Raw genomic sequence first — 16,770 nt, forward strand, 5'->3', positions numbered from 1 at the left:
GCACCAACGGCAACAGATAATTGTGGCGGCTCAGTGACCGTAAGCCATGATGCTACTTTACCAATTTCAGGAGAAGGATCGACAACCATAGTCACATGGACATATGATGATGGCAACGGCAATACATCTACTCAAACTCAAAATGTAATTATTGATGATATCACAGGTCCTGTTGCACCAACACTTCCGGTTATTACTGGACAATGTAGCGCGACAGTTCCTGTGCCTACAACTACAGATGGATGTTCAGGAAGCATTACGGGAACAACATCAGATCCGTTGACATATTCAACTCAAGGGTCTTTTGCAGTCACTTGGAATTTTGATGATGGTCATGGAAATTCAATTAATGTGGTTCAGAACGTCATTATAAATGACACAACCAATCCAGTCGCAGTGTGCCAGGATTTGACAGTACAATTAGATGATACAACAGGTACAGCAACTATAACAGGAGCTCAAATAGATAACGGCTCAACAGATAACTGTGGTACAGTGAATTTTACCTTGTCGCAAAACCTTTTTGATTGTACAGATATAGGTACAAATGTTATTGTACTTACCGTTGATGATGGTAATGGAAATACAGATATTTGTACGGCAACCGTGACTGTAACCAGTCCAAATATCACTGGAGGAACCGTTTTAGGGTATTTAAACAATACGCAAACTATTGCAGATGAAGATAATTTAGTAGAAGTTACAGCTTGTCCTGATGAGCCTCAAAATGCAACGTTTAATTTGTATGGACATTCAGGAAATGTAGCTTACTGGCAATCCTCTATTGATGGAGGTGTAACCTGGACCGATATTGCTAATACGACTACAACCTATTATTTTGCTGATATTTTAGAAACGACATTAATTAGAGCAGTTATTCAAATTGGCTCATGTCAAGCGAACTCAACTATCGTTTTGGTGTCAGTAATACCACCAGATGTACCACCAACTATTATAGGTCCAGATACATTTACCATGTGTTTAGGCGATGCTATTACTGTAGAGGCTGAAAGTTCATTTGGTATAAACCCTCAACTGAATGATAATGGAGAATTTAACCAAGGAAATCTGCCAGGTTGGTTAGTTGATGGAAATAATGGTATCAATGGCTGGAGTGCTTCTGGAAGTAATTCTACTCCAACAGGATGGAGAGGAATAAGTAATGGAAATGGAAATAATGGCAGTAATATTACAGCAGGAGTTCGATATAAAAACCCTGGAGGTAATAAGTTTGCTATTAGTTATGGCGACTTTGGAGCGCCATCAGTAACAACACTAGAAACTCCCGTATTTAATACTTTAGCCTTAACTACTGCAAGTTTAGATTTTCAGTCTGCTTACTATTTACAAGCAGGAGCAATTGGAATGGTAGAATTATCTGTTGATGGTGGTGCTACATATCCTATATCGTTAATGAGTTTTAGTGGTCCGGGTGATTCAGGAGGATTTGTCAATTTAGGTAATGGAGGTAATAACGTGCCAACTATAAACCTTTCAGATCCTAGTAATGCGGTTTCTTTGGACTTGTCAGATTATATTGGTCTGACCAACTTGAGAATCAAATTTACTTTTACCTCAACTGCAGGAAGTTCGTGGGCAATAGATGGAATTACCATACCTCAAGCTCCAGTAGATGAAGTTATTGAGTGGGAAGACGAAACAGGAACAGTTGTAACCACAGGATCTTCAACAACGATTACACCAGTAACACCAGGAGTACAGACCTATGGTGTGACCTCATTAATTAATGGTTGTAGAGCTGATGGACCAGAAGGTACCGAGTTTATTTCTGTCAATGCCTCGTTATCTTATGCAGGTGAAGATATTACGCAAATTATCGGTGAATGTGGTGATGCTGTAGCCTTGAATGCTTATGACAATACGTTAACAGCAAATGACAATATTTTAAATGGTGTATCAAATCCTGCTATATTTACTGGAGGTGATTATCCAGGTACAGGAGTCGCTGGCGTATGGTCGGCAACAGCACTTTCAGGATGCGGAAACGTGTATCAATTTTCAGATTTAGGAAGTCCACGATCAACGTTCTCAGCAGAACCTGGAACCTATCAATTAACATGGACGGTTCCTATATCGGCTACTGAAGACTGTTCAAGCAGTATTCAAGTGGTTATTCAAGAATGTCCTTCAGTAGATTTTGACGGAAATGATGACTATGTCACATTTGAAAACAACTATAACCTTTCAAATTCATTTAGTATTGAAGTTTGGGTAAAACCAGAATCTGTAAGCGGGACTCAAACGATTTTTTCTAAACGTGACGCCAATGATTTTTCAACGGGCTATGATTTAAGACTTGTTGGAACGACTGTTCAATTTAACTGGAATGCTGGAGGAACGATTCAATCTTTACATCCAATATCTACCAACAGATGGTATCATATTGCTGTAACGAATACCAGTGGCACTTATCGAATGTACATAGATGGTATTGAAGTGAGTACAGCTGTTTCTGGAGCTACACCAGCATCTAATGCGATGCATAGTTTTATAGGTGCAATGGATCAGGCTAATAATGCACCTAACCGACCAGTTCATTATTTCAATGGTTGGATTGATGAATTACGTATATGGAATGCAGCCTTATCTGTGGATCAGATTCGCCAGATGATGAACCAGGAAATTGAGGATAATACTGCTGTTCGTGGAGTCATAGTGCCTTTAGATATTCCAGGCTTAACTTGGGCTGACTTAGATGGTTATTATCGTATGGACGTTAATTGTGGTTACCTAACAGCATATAAAGGTATTAGAGGACGATTGCGTAATATCAATTCTGCTCAACCTAATACTGCTCCTTTACCTTATACCTCTAGAATCGATGGACAAAACTGGGCAACCGATAATACATGGACCAATTTTAGTGTCTGGGATGCACCAAATAGTGTTGGTGTTGACGGATCTACACTCATAGACTGGAATATTGTTCAAACTTCACATGATATAAATTCGGGAAATAAAGATATCATTGTACTGGGATTAATTTCTGATACAGCAAATAAAGTTTTAGCTATATCTGATCCTGGAACAGCTCAAGATGAAACGAATGACGGACAATCATTACGTGTGACCCATTATTTGAAATTAGATGGAAACATCGACTTATTAGGAGAGTCACAATTGCTTCAGGATGAAGGCAGCGTATTGGATGTAACAAGTTCAGGACGCTTAGAACGTGATCAGCAGGGAACAGCAAATCTCTACAACTATAACTATTGGAGTTCTCCAGTGAGTGCAGCGAGTATCACTTCAAATAATAATCCATATAGTATCGCTTCTGTATTAAAAGACGGTACTAATTCAGCAACACCGCTTGATTTACTATGGACTACAGCTCATGACGCCATTCCAAGTACAACACCAATAACTCAAAGTAGTAGATGGTTATATGCTTTCGAAAATTATCCTGAAGATACTTATGCAGCATGGAGAGGTTTATCTGAAGGGGATATTTTAGCTACAGGCTTAAGTTTTACGATGAAGGGAAGTGGAGCAGGAGATCCTATTGTGGATGTACAGAATTATGTTTTTACAGGTAAACCTAACAATGGTACCATCACAACGCCAGTCACTGTTGGTAATCAGGCTTTAATTGGAAACCCATATCCTTCGGCTATTGATGCAAATCAGTTTATACGTGATAATCTCCCTGGAGCTTCAGGAAATCCTGGTTCTACGCAAAGTACTGATGGTACGTTATATTTTTGGGAACATTATACGTCTAATTTTACACATGTACTAGAAGATTACGAAGGTGGTTATGCAACTTATAATCTTTCTGGTGGAAATCCTGCAGTATCACCTCCTTTAGTTAGTGGAAATGGAACACCTACAAAATTACCAGGTCAATATATCCCGATATCACAAGGATTTTTTGTAACGGCAAGTGCAAGTGGTGGTACAATTCAATTTAAAAACAGTCAGCGTATATACGAAAGAGAAGCGCCTGCAACCTCTCAGTTTTTCAGAACAAGCAATCCTAATTTATATACTACTCAAAGTGATCCTAATACTGAAATTAAGCGCGTACGTCTGGATTTTATAACTGAAGATGGTGCTATTCGTCCTTTATTACTTGCGTTTGTTTCTAATGGACAAGCGACTGATGGTTTTGATTATGGATATGATGCTGAAAATGCAGATGATGAATTTTCTAATGATATGTTCTGGAGAATTGAGAACGGAAATTATACCACACAAGGTGTTGGTGATTTTAACACCAGTAATCAATATCCTCTGGGACTATTTTTAAATGATTCTGGAACATTTAAAATTGAATTGAAAGCTTTAGAAAATTTTGATGAAGCCATTCATGTCTATATTCACGATGCTTTTTCAGGTACTTATTTTGAAATCAATTCTGAAGCCTTTGAAATGCTACTCGATGCCGATACGTATTTAGATCGCTTTTATGTAACATTTTCTTCAGAAGATGCATTGTCTGTTACTGATGATGACTTGAGCCAGGCTATGATTAATTATCTCAATTCTACTCAGGAAGTATACGTTAAAATACCTCGTATTTCTGAAGTTAAAGACATTCAATTCATAAACGTATTAGGTCAAACCATTCATAGTTGGAATGTGTTACAAGAGTATGAGCTTGATGGTGCTATAAGAATTCCATTGAAGCAAATTTCCGAAGGTACCTATATTATTAAAGTTAATACATTGAGCAGTTCACATGCTGCTAAAGTACTCGTCAAAAACTAGAGGAGTAATTACCATAAGAACCTATCCGCAAAATGCATTTCATCGATTAATTGTGCATTTTGTGGATTTTTTTGTTTTTTAGCATTACATTAGCCTTCAACTAAACTATTGTTTCATTAAATCCCAAACGTAATGAAATCCTTAACCTACTTATGCTTAGCTATACTATGTTGTGTATCTACAAATGGTATGAGCAAAAATTTTAACGATAATTCACCAACTACAAATAGTCAGGTACAACGTGTACGCTTAGATATTACTACAGCAATGGGCTATACCAGACATTTACTTTTAGGTTTTACTCCAGATAATGCTGCATCTGACGGTTTTGATTATGGGTATGACGCTGTTAATGGTGATAGTTACGACAATGATTCAAGCTGGATGGTTGGAGAGCAACGTTGTGTGATTCAAGGTGTAGGCGCATTTCATGAAAGTAAAACATATCCCTTAGGTTTATTTTTATCGGATGCAGGAAACATTGAATTTTCCTTAGAAGCTTTAGAATATTTTGATCAGGATATTCAGGTCTATATTTACGATGCTTTAGAAGATACAGTTACATCTATTTCTGACAGTAATTTTACAGTACAAATGCCAGAAGGTAATTATACCAATCGCTTTTTTGTTGCCTTTACCAATAATGTGAGTGTCATGGTATTTGCAAATCAACAATTATCAGTTTCAGATGCAATTAAAACAACACCAAAAATTAGTTATATCAACTCTACTCAAGAACTTCAAATTATAGCTTCACAGTCTTTAGATATTGAGGAAATTAAACTATATAGTATATTAGGACAAAACTTAAAGCAATGGTCAAATGTAAAACCAAATCTATCGGGTAATTATAGTTTGTCGCTCTCTAATATATCTAAAGGAACCTATATCGTAAGCGTTAAAACCAAGCAAGGTAAGTTTAGCAAACGTTTGATTATAAGTCAATAGGAAAACACTATCGTATATAAAGTTAGATGCCGTTCTTTTTTGTAATTTTATAGGTACAAAACTAAGAACCATGTCTAAGCAAAAATTAGGAATCAACACCATCTGCACGCATGTTGGTGAAATAAAAGACGAACAGTTTAAAGGAGCGGTTTCACCTATCTATTTGGCGACGTCTTATGAGTTTGACAATGTCGATGTTAAACGGTATCCACGTTATTTTAATACACCTAACCAAGAGTACTTAGCAAAAAAAATTGCAGCCTTAGAGCATACTGAAGCCGCAATGATTTTTGGAAGCGGAATGGCAGCAATTAGTCATATGTTTTTAGCTTTTTTGAAACAAGGTGATCATATTGTAGTACAAAACACACTCTATGGAGGTACAAGCAATTTTATACGTGAGGAATTTCATAAATATGGCATTGAATACACGTTTACCAATGGTTACAACGTTACCGATTTTGAAGCTGCAATTCAGCCAAATACAAAGGTGATACATATCGAAACTCCATCTAATCCTTTACTGACGATAACAGACATCAAAGCGGTTGCCGATTTAGCGAAGTCTAAAGGTATTATTTCTACTATAGACAATACCTTTGCGAGTCCTGTGAATCAGAACCCTATTGACTTCGGAATTGATATTGTGATGCATTCGGCTACTAAATACTTAGGTGGTCATAGTGATATTCTCGCAGGTGCAGTGGCAAGTTCTCAGGAGCATATGGATCGTATCTGGAATGTGTCAAAAAATCTTGGCGGTAGCCTGAGTGATATGACGGTCTGGATGCTGGAGCGCAGCATGAAAACACTGGCACTACGTGTTAAAGCTCAAAATAAAAATGCACGTAAGCTGGCTAAGTTTTTAGATGCACATTCTGAAGTATCTCGTGTGTATTATCCAGGTTTAAAAAGTCATCCAGAGCACAAGTTAGCCAAAGCACAAATGCATGACTTTGGCGCCATGTTATCATTTGAACTGGTAGAAGGCATTGATGCTATGGCCTTTATGAAGCAATTAGAGTTGATTAAATCATCAATGAGTCTAGCAGGTGTGGAAAGTACTATGTTATTACCTTCGGAAACATCACATGCTTTACTCACTCAGGAACAACGTGATGCTGTAGGTATTAGTAATCGACTGATTCGTTTTTCGGTAGGTATAGAAAATTTCAAAGATTTAAAGCAAGATATTGAACAAGCCATCACAGCAACTAAAGTCGCGTCACTTGCATAACCATAATTTACATTCTGAAGGCTATGATTTTGAAGTCTTAATCGCTAATTCTCCTGAGTTAGCCGATTTTGTATTTAGAAATACGTATGGAAAAGACAGCATAGACTTCGCTGATCCTAAGGCAGTAAAAGCATTAAATACAGCCTTATTAAAGTTGTATTATGGTATTGACTATTGGGAATTTCCTGAAGCACATTTATGTCCGCCAATTCCAGGTCGAGTTGAATATATCCATCTGCTTTATGATTTACTCAAGAGTTCAGGATTAGAAAAAGGCAATCGTGTTTTAGATATTGGAACAGGAGCTACCTGTATTTATCCTCTATTAGGTCAAGCTGAATATGATTGGCATTTTATGGCATCAGACATTGATGAAGAGGCTTTAAAGAATGCGCAACAAATTATTAAAAAAAATGGCTTAGAGTCTATCATAGAGCTACGTCATCAAAGACAAACTCAACAGATCCTAACAGGAATTTTGGATGGTTCTGAGCGAATAACAGCAGCAATGTGTAATCCGCCATTTTATAAAAATGAAGCTGAGGCACTTCAAAATACGCAACGTAAACTAAAGGGTTTGGGGAAAGCCACTCAAAATCCAGTTAGAAATTTTAGTGGTACAGCTAAAGAGTTGTGGTATCCTGGAGGAGAGAAAGCCTTTTTACATAATTATCTGTATCAAAGTTCGTTGTTTAATACCAATTGTTACTGGTACACGAGTTTAGTGTCTAAAAAAGAGCATATTAAATCTATGCGTTCTTCGCTCAACAAGCTAGGAGCAACGCAGTTTAAGGTTTTAGAATTATCTCTAGGAAACAAAATAAGTAGAGTCGTAGCCTGGTCTTTTTTAACAGCTAAGCAACAGAAGAACTGGACTACAAATTAAAATAATTGTGACCATGATTTATGGTTTACGTTATAAATGCTAGTTTTGTTCAACGAAGTCCTCAAACGTATTTAAAAGATGAGTTGTTTATGAAGGGTTTTGAATGACTAAACGACAACTCAGTAGTATTGATTTTAAAAGCATAAAAATGAAATTAGATATCCTTGCATTTGGTGCTCATCCTGATGATGTAGAATTAGGTTGTGGTGGTACCATAGCCAAAGAAGTTGCACGCGGAAAGCAAGTTGGCATTATTGACTTGACACGTGGCGAATTAGGAACACGAGGTACTGCCGAAACACGAGATCAGGAGGCTAATAATGCTGCAAAAATTCTTGGTGTATCGGTTAGAGAAAACCTGGGTTTTGCTGATGGTTTTTTTGTGAATGATAGAGAGCACCAGTTAGAAATTATTAAAGTATTGCGTAAGTATCAACCAGATGTTGTATTGTGTAATGCCATTGACGATCGTCATATTGACCACGGAAAAGGGAGTTCACTGGTTAGTGATGCTTGTTTTTTAAGCGGATTGATAAAGATTCAAACCGAAGATAATGGTGAAGTACAAGATAAATGGCGACCAAAGCAAGTCTATCATTACATACAGTGGAAACCTATAGAACCAGACTTTGTTGTTGATATTTCAAACTATATCGAGGTTAAAATGGAATCGGTATTAGCTTACAGTACTCAGTTTTATGATCCTAAGAGTACAGAGCCACAAACACCAATATCGAGTAAAAACTTTACAGATAGTGTAAAATACAGAGCCAGAGACTTAGGTCGCTTAACAAGTTGTGAGTATGCTGAAGGATTTACAGCAGAGCGATATGTTGCTGTAGATAGTTTGTTTGATTTGAAGTAATAATTTTGAAAAAAAGTCTTTGTAGTAATTGTGAAATAATTTACATTTGCAGTCCAATTTAAATGGTGGTTGTAGCTCAGCTGGTTAGAGCGTCGGTTTGTGGTACCGAAAGTCGCCGGTTCGAACCCGGTCTTCCACCCAAAATCACTAAGCTTCTCAGAAATGAGGAGCTTTTTTTGTGGCTTATATTTTGGCAATAACTCATAAAAAAAGCGCTAATCTAATGATATAGCGCTTTTTTGCGTTAGCGATAGTAGCGGCATCCTTTTTGTTTTAACAAAAAGATACAGCGTATAGCGCGACCCTTTAGGGTAACGCCCAAATTGATATGCTACTTTACGTCTGCTTTATCTACAACAGGACGGTTGTCACGATTGGCAACTTCCCAAGCGGTGTAAAATACAAGTCGCGTTCTGTTTTCTAACAAATCGTATTCAATTTTATCGGGTGTATCACCTGGTTTGTGATAATCGTCATGCGTCCCATTGAAATAGAAAATGATTGGAATATTATGTTTTGCAAAATTATAATGGTCACTTCTATTGTAGTAGCGGTTAGGATCGTTTTCATCGTTATACGTATAGTCTAAGGCGATGTTGGCGTATTTTGAATTCATCGCTTCAGAGATATTATGGAGGTCTGTACTTAATCTGTCACTTCCAATGATATAAATGTAATTTCTATCACCTTCACGCTTTGGATCCACGCGACCTATCATATCAATGTTTAAGTTAGCAACTGTATTTTCGAGTGGAAAAACAGGGTCGTTATCGGCATAATGTTTAGAGCCTAACAAGCCTTTTTCTTCACCTGTGACGTGTAAAAATAAGATGGAACGTTTTGGTCCGTGACCATCTTTTACTGCAGTTTTAAAGGCTTCGGCAATTTCTAATAAGGCTACAGTACCAGAACCATCATCGTCGGCACCGTTGTTTATTTGTCCGTCTTTAGTAAATCCGATATGGTCTAAATGCGATGAAATAACCAGGAATTCCTCAGGTTTTTCAGAGCCTTCTATAAAAGCAACAACATTCTCAGATTTAACTTCAGTAGCATTTTTTTCGACGGAAACGTCAATTTTAGCATCGATGACTTTTGGTGTTGCATTGGTCTCGATATCACTTACAAGAGTTTTGGCTAATGACTCGTTAACTAAGAAATAAAGCATGTTTCCATTTTTATTAATTAGAGAAATACGTCCAGGCCAGTTGGTGTCTTTATAATTTTTATAGATTTTTCTGTAGTATTCGTATGCGGCATTATCGACGATAAATACGCCTTTAGCGCCAAGTTCTTCTGCAGCAGTTTTTTTAGCTGAGCGTCCGCTTCGTCCTTTACTCCATTTAGTGTCTTCTTTTGTTCCAGTTGTGACAAAGGTACTGTCGGCATTTCTTGGTTCACCTGCTTTAATGAGAACAAATTTACCTTTAACATCTAAATCTTTATAATCTGAATATGAGCTGGTATGGATACCGTAGCCTGCATATACTATTTGATCTTCGGTATATGTTTTTGTATCGACAGCGCCTAAGGAAATAAAATCGTCAAACATCGCTGCTTTTTTTCCGTTGATTGAGAACTCAACATTAGGAACTTGTTGACGTTCTAATGGCACTTCCTGAAAGTAATCATCTTCAGATAGAGGCGAAGCAATATCCATTGCTTTGTACTGGTCTTTTAAGTAATTAACGGCTTTTTTTTGTCCGGGTTCTCCAGTCTCACGACCTTCAAATTCATCTGAAGCATAAGTAAAGAGCATGTCTTTAAGCTCTTCAGAGGTAATCGTGTTTCCGTAAACTGTTGGGTCTACTGGTGGTTTTTTGTCCTCACCACAGCTCACCAGTAGGAGGGCAATAGTAAGTATGCTTAAGCAATTTTTCATAGTTAGTTGTGATATTTTAATTTTCGGCAAGATATTACGAAAATTATAAATAAAATGTTAATGTATTGCTAAGCCTTTGGACTTATAAATTGAGTTTATCCACAATAATCCGTTGCTCGGAATTTGCAAGGTACCACGCTGTAGCAAAAATAAGGTTGGTACGTTTTTTTAACAGTGGATAATTTATTTTATCTGGTGTATCGGTAGTTTCATGGTAATCTTCATGTTCGCCATTAAAGTAGAAAATTACCGGAACACCTTTTTGCGCAAAATTATAGTGATCAGATCTGTAATAATAGCGGTTTGGATCACTATCACTATTGAGTTTATAATCTAAATTTAGATTAGTGAATTTAGAGTTGGCTTCTTCAGAGATATAATGCAGTTCAGTACTCAAGCGGTCGGCGCCAATAACGTAGATATAATTTTCATCATCAGCATGAGCATCATCGACACGACCAATCATATCGATGTTAAGATTGGCCACTGTATTTGACATGGAGAATACAGGATATTGTGTATAGTATCTAGATCCTGTGAGTCCGATTTCTTCACCAGTTAGATGTAAAAAAACGACACTGCGTTTAGGTCTATGACCATCATCGGCAGCTTTTTGAAACGCTTGTGCCATTTCTAAAACGGCTGCAGTACCAGACCCATTATCATCGGCACCATAATAAATATCGGTTTCGGTATAACCTTCATGGTCAGAATGAGCAGAGATGATAACAACTTCGTTTGGGTATTCACTACCTTCGATAAAAGCAATGACATTTTGAGAATCTTTTATGTCTTCAGAAAAATAAGATTCGGGGATATGCTGATAGTATTTTGAGCCTAATGGCGACTTAATGTGATGAGCAATGTAGTAGTCTTTTAAAAATCGGGATGCTTTATGATGTCCAGGTTCACCGGCTTTTCGTCCGTTAAATTCCTCTGAAGAAAATGCATAGACATGCGCTTTGAGTTCATCTTCGGTTATAGTGTTTAGGTATTGTTCAACAATTTGCGTGTTTTCAAACGCTATATTTTCTTTAAGACGTTCTATTTTTTTGGTATGTCTTAGAGTAGAACATGAGCCTACTAGAGTGAGGGCTAGCGCGACAAGTTGAATTTTCATTCTTCGGATTAAATAAGTGGCTGATTATGATTCAAATAAAACAAAAAAAAAGGTAATACGGAAACGTATTACCTGATTTAATTTATGGGCTGTATAATTAATCGATTTCCAGATCTTCTAATTCATCTAAAGACTCTTCTTCTAGCTGTTCTTCTTTTTGTTCTAACTGTTCGGTATTACCAACTTCTACAGTATTAAAAACAGCTTTGTAAGTGGTTACTGCTAAGGCGATGATTGTCATCAGGAAAATGAGCTGAATAGACTTTTTGGATGACGGTTTACCTTTAGAGGTATACATGGCTAAAACACCAAAAATTAAGGCTGCAATTGATGGGATGTAAGCCATTTTTGACAAGGGTGTAACGGCCAATATCAAAGCTAAAATAGAGGTGATAAAACCTAAAATGATAAGAGTTTTTTTCATGATATTAATGTTTTAAACCTGTTGCCGATTTGATTTTTAGTTCGCCACTACCAACTGCTATTTTAAATTTAGCAAACACAGGAATTTTATTAGCATCAGCAGTTAGCCAAAGTAGATTGTCATTATTACCTTTAAGTACATTACTATTATTTATGGAGATGGCTAGTTTATAACATTCTTTTTTTCCTAAAGCAGTGTTAATAGTCTCCTTGTTCAAGTATTTTATAGTTACAATAGATTCGTTGTTATCAAATAGTACTTTAAAATTCTGACTATCTCCAATGTTCGCTTTATGAATGTCTAAATTTCTGATATGGTAAAGTGTAGTTACTAAATCTCTTGTAGAGGCACCGATTTTTAAAGACTTTTTTTCTTCCCATGTGCTACCGTCTTTTCTTGTTTTACGTTTGAGGCTTGATACAATCTGTGTTTTATGATTAAACTTATACTTCATAAACTTCTTATAGCCACCTTCATCAATATCTCTGTTGTAGAGGTATGGAGTTAGGGTTTTTGGATTGACATAGCTTTCGTACAAATCACGTATTTTAAAAAAGCTATCCCATTTTTTATACGTTGCTGCTGTACATTTGAGTTTTAATAAAGTAGATTTTGAAGTCTTAACCTCGCTGGTTTCCATGGTTACTTGAGCCAGTTCATTTAATAAGCCAGACATGTTATAAGAGGCGCTAAATGTTAATTTTTCACCTGCGGCTATGGTATTGTTTTGAGCTAAAACACTTATGGAACTGCATAAAATAAAAGCGGAAATTAATAATAATCTCATAATTGTTAGTTTGGTTTAATAACGTATCTATTAACATTTATTGTGCCGAAAATACAATGCATTATAATATCAAACTAATTTTTTATTGCTGAATTTGTCATAATTATATTCATGTTAAGATGATGGTTGTTCTTCTTTTTCATTGCTATACTTGATAACTTTTAAAATTGTAGACATTTGTTTTATAAACACATCATGTGATTCGGCAATTTTCAGCTTAAGCTATTCACGTTATATATTAGGTGATATTGTTTTTTAATTCTATAAGCTAAGACAAGCAAATTTTTATGACTAATTTTGGTTAGATTGAAATCCTTATTACGACTTAGCTATTGAAAAATAAAATGGCTATTATAGATTACACATGAACAAGTATATAGATGCATTTATTAATGCTTTTACAGGCACTGTAGATTGGACCTTGAAATCAATTGTATTTGAAGTGCCTTGGTACACCAATTATTTTTGGGGACTCATCGTGATTTCTTTATGTGTATGGGGTTTAGAAATTATATTTCCATGGCGAAAAGAGCAGGCTGTTTTTAGAAAAGATTTTTGGTTAGACGGATTCTATATGTTCTTTAATTTTTTCATTTTCTCCATAGCTATTAGTGGGTTTTATAAATTACTCCAGGTGCTGTTTTCTGATATAGGATTAACAGATGATTCACTTGCACTTTTTGATCCTTCTGGCTGGCCCATGTGGTTACAGCTTGTTGTCTTTTTTGTGATTCTTGATTTTGTACAATGGTTTACACATACCTTATTACATAAATATCCTTTTTTTTGGAAGTTTCATAAAGTACATCACAGTGTTAAAGAAATGGGATTTGCTGCGCATTTGAGATACCATTGGATGGAAAATATATTGTATAAACCTTTAAAGACTTTTGCAGTGATGCTATTGTTTGGCTTCGAGCCTGAACAAGCTTATGTTGTGCATTTTTTAGCAATTACGATTGGACATTTTAACCATTCAAATATTAAAATAACCTGGGGACCATTAAAGTATATTATCAATAATCCGGTGATGCATTTGTATCATCATTCCTATGTGCTTCCTGAAGGTACCTATGGTGTCAATTTTGGAATAAGTTTAAGTCTGTGGGATTATATTTTTAAAACAAACTATATCCCAGAAGATAGTGGGGCTATCGAGTTGGGTTTCCCAGGAGATGATGTGTTTCCTAAGGATTTTATCGGCCAGAACACCTATGGTTTTAAAAAGGAGACATAGCTTAAAATAAAAATAAATGTAATCTTGCACATTTTTTTGATTTAATTACTTTAAGAATTTTCTAATTATTCTTTTGTTATCTGATTCAAAAACAATGAAATACATGCCGTTGGTTAAATTTGACACGTTAACTTTATTAGTGTTGTAATTTGGTGTAACTTCTGTTATTAGCTTACCCAACACGTCTAATATTTGAATGTTATCTATGTCAATATCTGTATTAAAAATTAACAGATCATCAACAGGGTTGGGATAAATTGTCAAATCAGTAACCTCAGACTCATGCACACTTAAATTATCTGTAACGACAGTTGTGTTATAATTATTCGTTTCAATAGGAAAGTTGAAATCAAAATAAATTTCTGCACTGTTTGAAAACATGTCACCTTCCATTAACGAAGCAAGCGTCCTGATTTTATAGAGGATAAAACCATCGTTATTAGCATCATCAAATGGTAAATTAATATCTTCTAGAATAAATTCTATTTCATTATCAATAATACGAGTAACAAATTCATGGCTTCCATCCAAGACAGTCAAACTTGACAAATCAAATTTTTGAGTATCGATATTGTTTTTAACTACTATGTTTTGTGCAGGAAATGTGCCTGTATTTTCAAAACGAATTCGATAATGAACAAACTCTCCAACGTTTTCCAATAAAATGCTATCGCCTTCAAGGCAAAGAATATCATTAGGATCGAAAGACCCAACAACAGTTTGATCTAGAGTGTGTGTGTTATTTTCTGGAGTAATATCATTTTCTATTGGGTTTACGGTAGCAACAAAGCTTAAGATATCATCAATATTAACTGGGAAATCAGGATCTGTTGGCGGGTTTACATTAAATACTAGTTCAACAGTAAATGATTGAAAAGGAATCAAATTTGTAATGTTCCAGGTATAGCTATCACTTGTTGAATTGTCAAACATAACATCAGATTCTAAAAATGTCGTTAAATTTTCAGGATACGTCAAAGAAACATCTCCACTCAGGATTTGGTTACCAACATTTTTAATCATTAGCCTATAATTTGCATCAAAGCCTGGTCTTGCTGGTGTTAATGGTGTTAGAATCACCTCTAAATCGTTTACTGTAGAGTTTGGTACAATACAAAAGTTTTGTTCAAACGTACTTCCGTCTTGAGGAAATTCAACTGTAAAACTGTTAGGGAAAACATCATAGAGTGTAGGGTCAATTTGTGTTGGAGTGATTGTATAGCTCCCATGTTGTACAGGAATGCGATACACTCCTGTACTATCAGCAACGCCTATTGCTTCAATAATACCATCATCAATACTGTAAGACATGAATGGAACTGTAGTATCTGTTGTTGAACATCCGTTGCTTTCAAAATCATATTGTGATAGGCCATGAATTTCAAAAAACTCACCACCTGGTGTAAATGAGCAATACGAATTGATATTTACATTTCCGTAGCCATTATTATTTAACCAAATCTGAACATCGTTTAAATGTTCTGTATCTGCACACACATATTGTAAACTAGGTAAGTTGTTTATATTAATATTAAAAAGTGATTCTGTACTTCCATTTTTCATTAAGATGGATTCTAAATTAGGATTATTGTCAAACGAACCCCAGTTTAGGCTGCTACAATTGTTTAAATTGATCTCGGTTAAAAGATTGTTTGATAATCGTATTTGAACGATATCATTGTTTTCTGCTAAATTTATAGTTTCTAATAAATTATTTTCTACTTGTACTATCGTTGTACTAGGAACATTAGATAAGTCCAGTGAAGTTAGCTGATTATCACCCATGACGAGAGTGAAAAATAAAGGACAGTTTTGAATATCCAAGTTGCTAATCATATTTCCACTTGCACTGATAGATTGTAGCACAGGTAAATCATGAACAACCAATGATGTAACCTGATTAAAGGCAATGTTTAAATTGCCCAAACTTACTGCTCCTGTCACATCAATACTGGTGATGTTATTCTGTTCAGCAAACATAGTTGACAAACTAGTAAGGCCACTCAAATCTAAACTTGTTAAAGCACTATAAGCACAACCTAAATCTTCTAAGGCTGTACAACCATTAAGGTTTAGGTTTGTCATGGAGTCATTACTTGTACAACTCAAATCGATAAGATTTGTTAAGTTGCTAACATCTAAACTTGTGAGGTTGTCGCAATAGCTAATGTCTAATAAACTTAGCGAACTAAGGTCACTAACATCGATGGAGGTAAATGGATTGCCAAATGCCCAAAATATTTGAAGATTAGAAAGACCTGTAAGATTTGTCGATGTCAGGCTGTTATTACTAAAATTTAGATATTCTAAATTGGTAAAAGCCGTACCGTCAAATGTGGAAATATTATTTAAATTGACTTCCAACTGGATTAAATTTACAAAATGCTCAAGTCCGGTGAGGTCTGAAATATTACTTGAACTGATATCTAATTCGTAAATAACCGATGCCTCAGTTATATCAATTTCATTATCAGAATTTGTGTCAATAGCAACAGCATTCCCTGCACTGTCAACGGCTATATAGCTTTCTGTACTTGAAGCTAACAGTTTGTTTTTTAATTCAGCATCAGGAAATGTTATTATTTGACTCTGAGCTAAAGACGTAAGCAATAAAAACGAAATAAAATAGAAATGTTTCATGATTGTTAGT

11 protein-coding genes and 1 tRNA gene are annotated in these 16,770 nt (G+C 35.6%); 7 read left to right on the forward strand and 5 right to left on the reverse strand.

The window, feature by feature from the left end; all coding sequences use genetic code 11:
* From H7350_RS09785 to H7350_RS09810, 6 genes are all read left to right on the forward strand, one after another.
* On the forward strand, positions 1–4,734 hold a 4,734-nt coding region (locus H7350_RS09785), incomplete at its 5' end, for a LamG domain-containing protein (protein ID WP_204345737.1).
* Positions 4,735–4,866: 132 nt separating this feature from the next.
* Positions 4,867–5,682: a T9SS type A sorting domain-containing protein gene (locus tag H7350_RS09790; RefSeq protein ID WP_204345738.1), complete on the forward strand. Its 816-nt coding sequence runs from the start codon at positions 4,867–4,869 to the stop codon at positions 5,680–5,682.
* 70 nt (positions 5,683–5,752) lie between these two features.
* Complete coding sequence (locus H7350_RS09795; protein ID WP_204345739.1) at positions 5,753–6,919, forward strand: trans-sulfuration enzyme family protein; 1,167 nt, start codon at positions 5,753–5,755, stop codon at positions 6,917–6,919.
* Positions 6,912–7,805 (forward strand): 23S rRNA (adenine(1618)-N(6))-methyltransferase RlmF, encoded by an 894-nt coding sequence (gene rlmF / locus H7350_RS09800; RefSeq protein WP_204345740.1) that lies wholly within the window; start codon positions 6,912–6,914, stop codon positions 7,803–7,805. The genes H7350_RS09795 and rlmF overlap by 8 nt, the downstream gene beginning before the upstream one ends.
* A 148-nt stretch (positions 7,806–7,953) precedes the next feature.
* Positions 7,954–8,670: a bacillithiol biosynthesis deacetylase BshB1 gene (bshB1, locus tag H7350_RS09805; protein WP_204345741.1), complete on the forward strand. Its 717-nt coding sequence runs from the start codon at positions 7,954–7,956 to the stop codon at positions 8,668–8,670.
* A 64-nt stretch (positions 8,671–8,734) separates the two neighbouring features.
* Positions 8,735–8,810 (forward strand) — tRNA-His (locus H7350_RS09810).
* Between the two features lie 191 nt (positions 8,811–9,001).
* Here H7350_RS09810 and H7350_RS09815 read toward each other — a convergent pair.
* The 4 genes from H7350_RS09815 to H7350_RS09830 form a co-directional block, all read right to left on the reverse strand.
* Positions 9,002–10,552, reverse strand: coding sequence for a M28 family peptidase (locus H7350_RS09815; RefSeq protein ID WP_204345742.1), 1,551 nt, complete (start codon positions 10,550–10,552; stop codon positions 9,002–9,004).
* An 82-nt stretch (positions 10,553–10,634) separates the two neighbouring features.
* On the reverse strand, positions 10,635–11,672 hold the full coding sequence (locus tag H7350_RS09820; RefSeq protein WP_204345743.1) for a M28 family metallopeptidase: 1,038 nt from the start codon (positions 11,670–11,672) through the stop codon (positions 10,635–10,637).
* A gap of 97 nt (positions 11,673–11,769) precedes the next feature.
* Positions 11,770–12,096, reverse strand: a complete 327-nt coding sequence (locus H7350_RS09825; RefSeq protein WP_204345744.1) for an FUSC family protein — start codon at positions 12,094–12,096, stop codon at positions 11,770–11,772.
* A 4-nt stretch (positions 12,097–12,100) separates the two neighbouring features.
* Positions 12,101–12,883: a DUF3108 domain-containing protein gene (locus H7350_RS09830; RefSeq protein WP_204345745.1), complete on the reverse strand. Its 783-nt coding sequence runs from the start codon at positions 12,881–12,883 to the stop codon at positions 12,101–12,103.
* Positions 12,884–13,247: 364 nt separating this feature from the next.
* Here H7350_RS09830 and H7350_RS09835 point away from each other — a divergent pair, with 364 nt between their 5' ends.
* Positions 13,248–14,120 (forward strand): sterol desaturase family protein, encoded by an 873-nt coding sequence (locus tag H7350_RS09835; RefSeq protein ID WP_204345746.1) that lies wholly within the window; start codon positions 13,248–13,250, stop codon positions 14,118–14,120.
* Between the two features lie 45 nt (positions 14,121–14,165).
* Here the strand turns inward: H7350_RS09835 and H7350_RS09840 are convergent, their stop codons facing one another.
* Entirely contained in the window at positions 14,166–16,760 is a 2,595-nt protein-coding gene (locus tag H7350_RS09840; RefSeq protein WP_204345747.1) for a T9SS type A sorting domain-containing protein, read from the reverse strand.
* Between the last annotated feature and the right edge of the window lie 10 nt (positions 16,761–16,770).

Origin of the sequence: Psychroserpens algicola (assembly GCF_014526325.1) — a bacterium.
GTDB classification, from domain to species: Bacteria; Bacteroidota; Bacteroidia; order Flavobacteriales; family Flavobacteriaceae; genus Psychroserpens; species Psychroserpens algicola.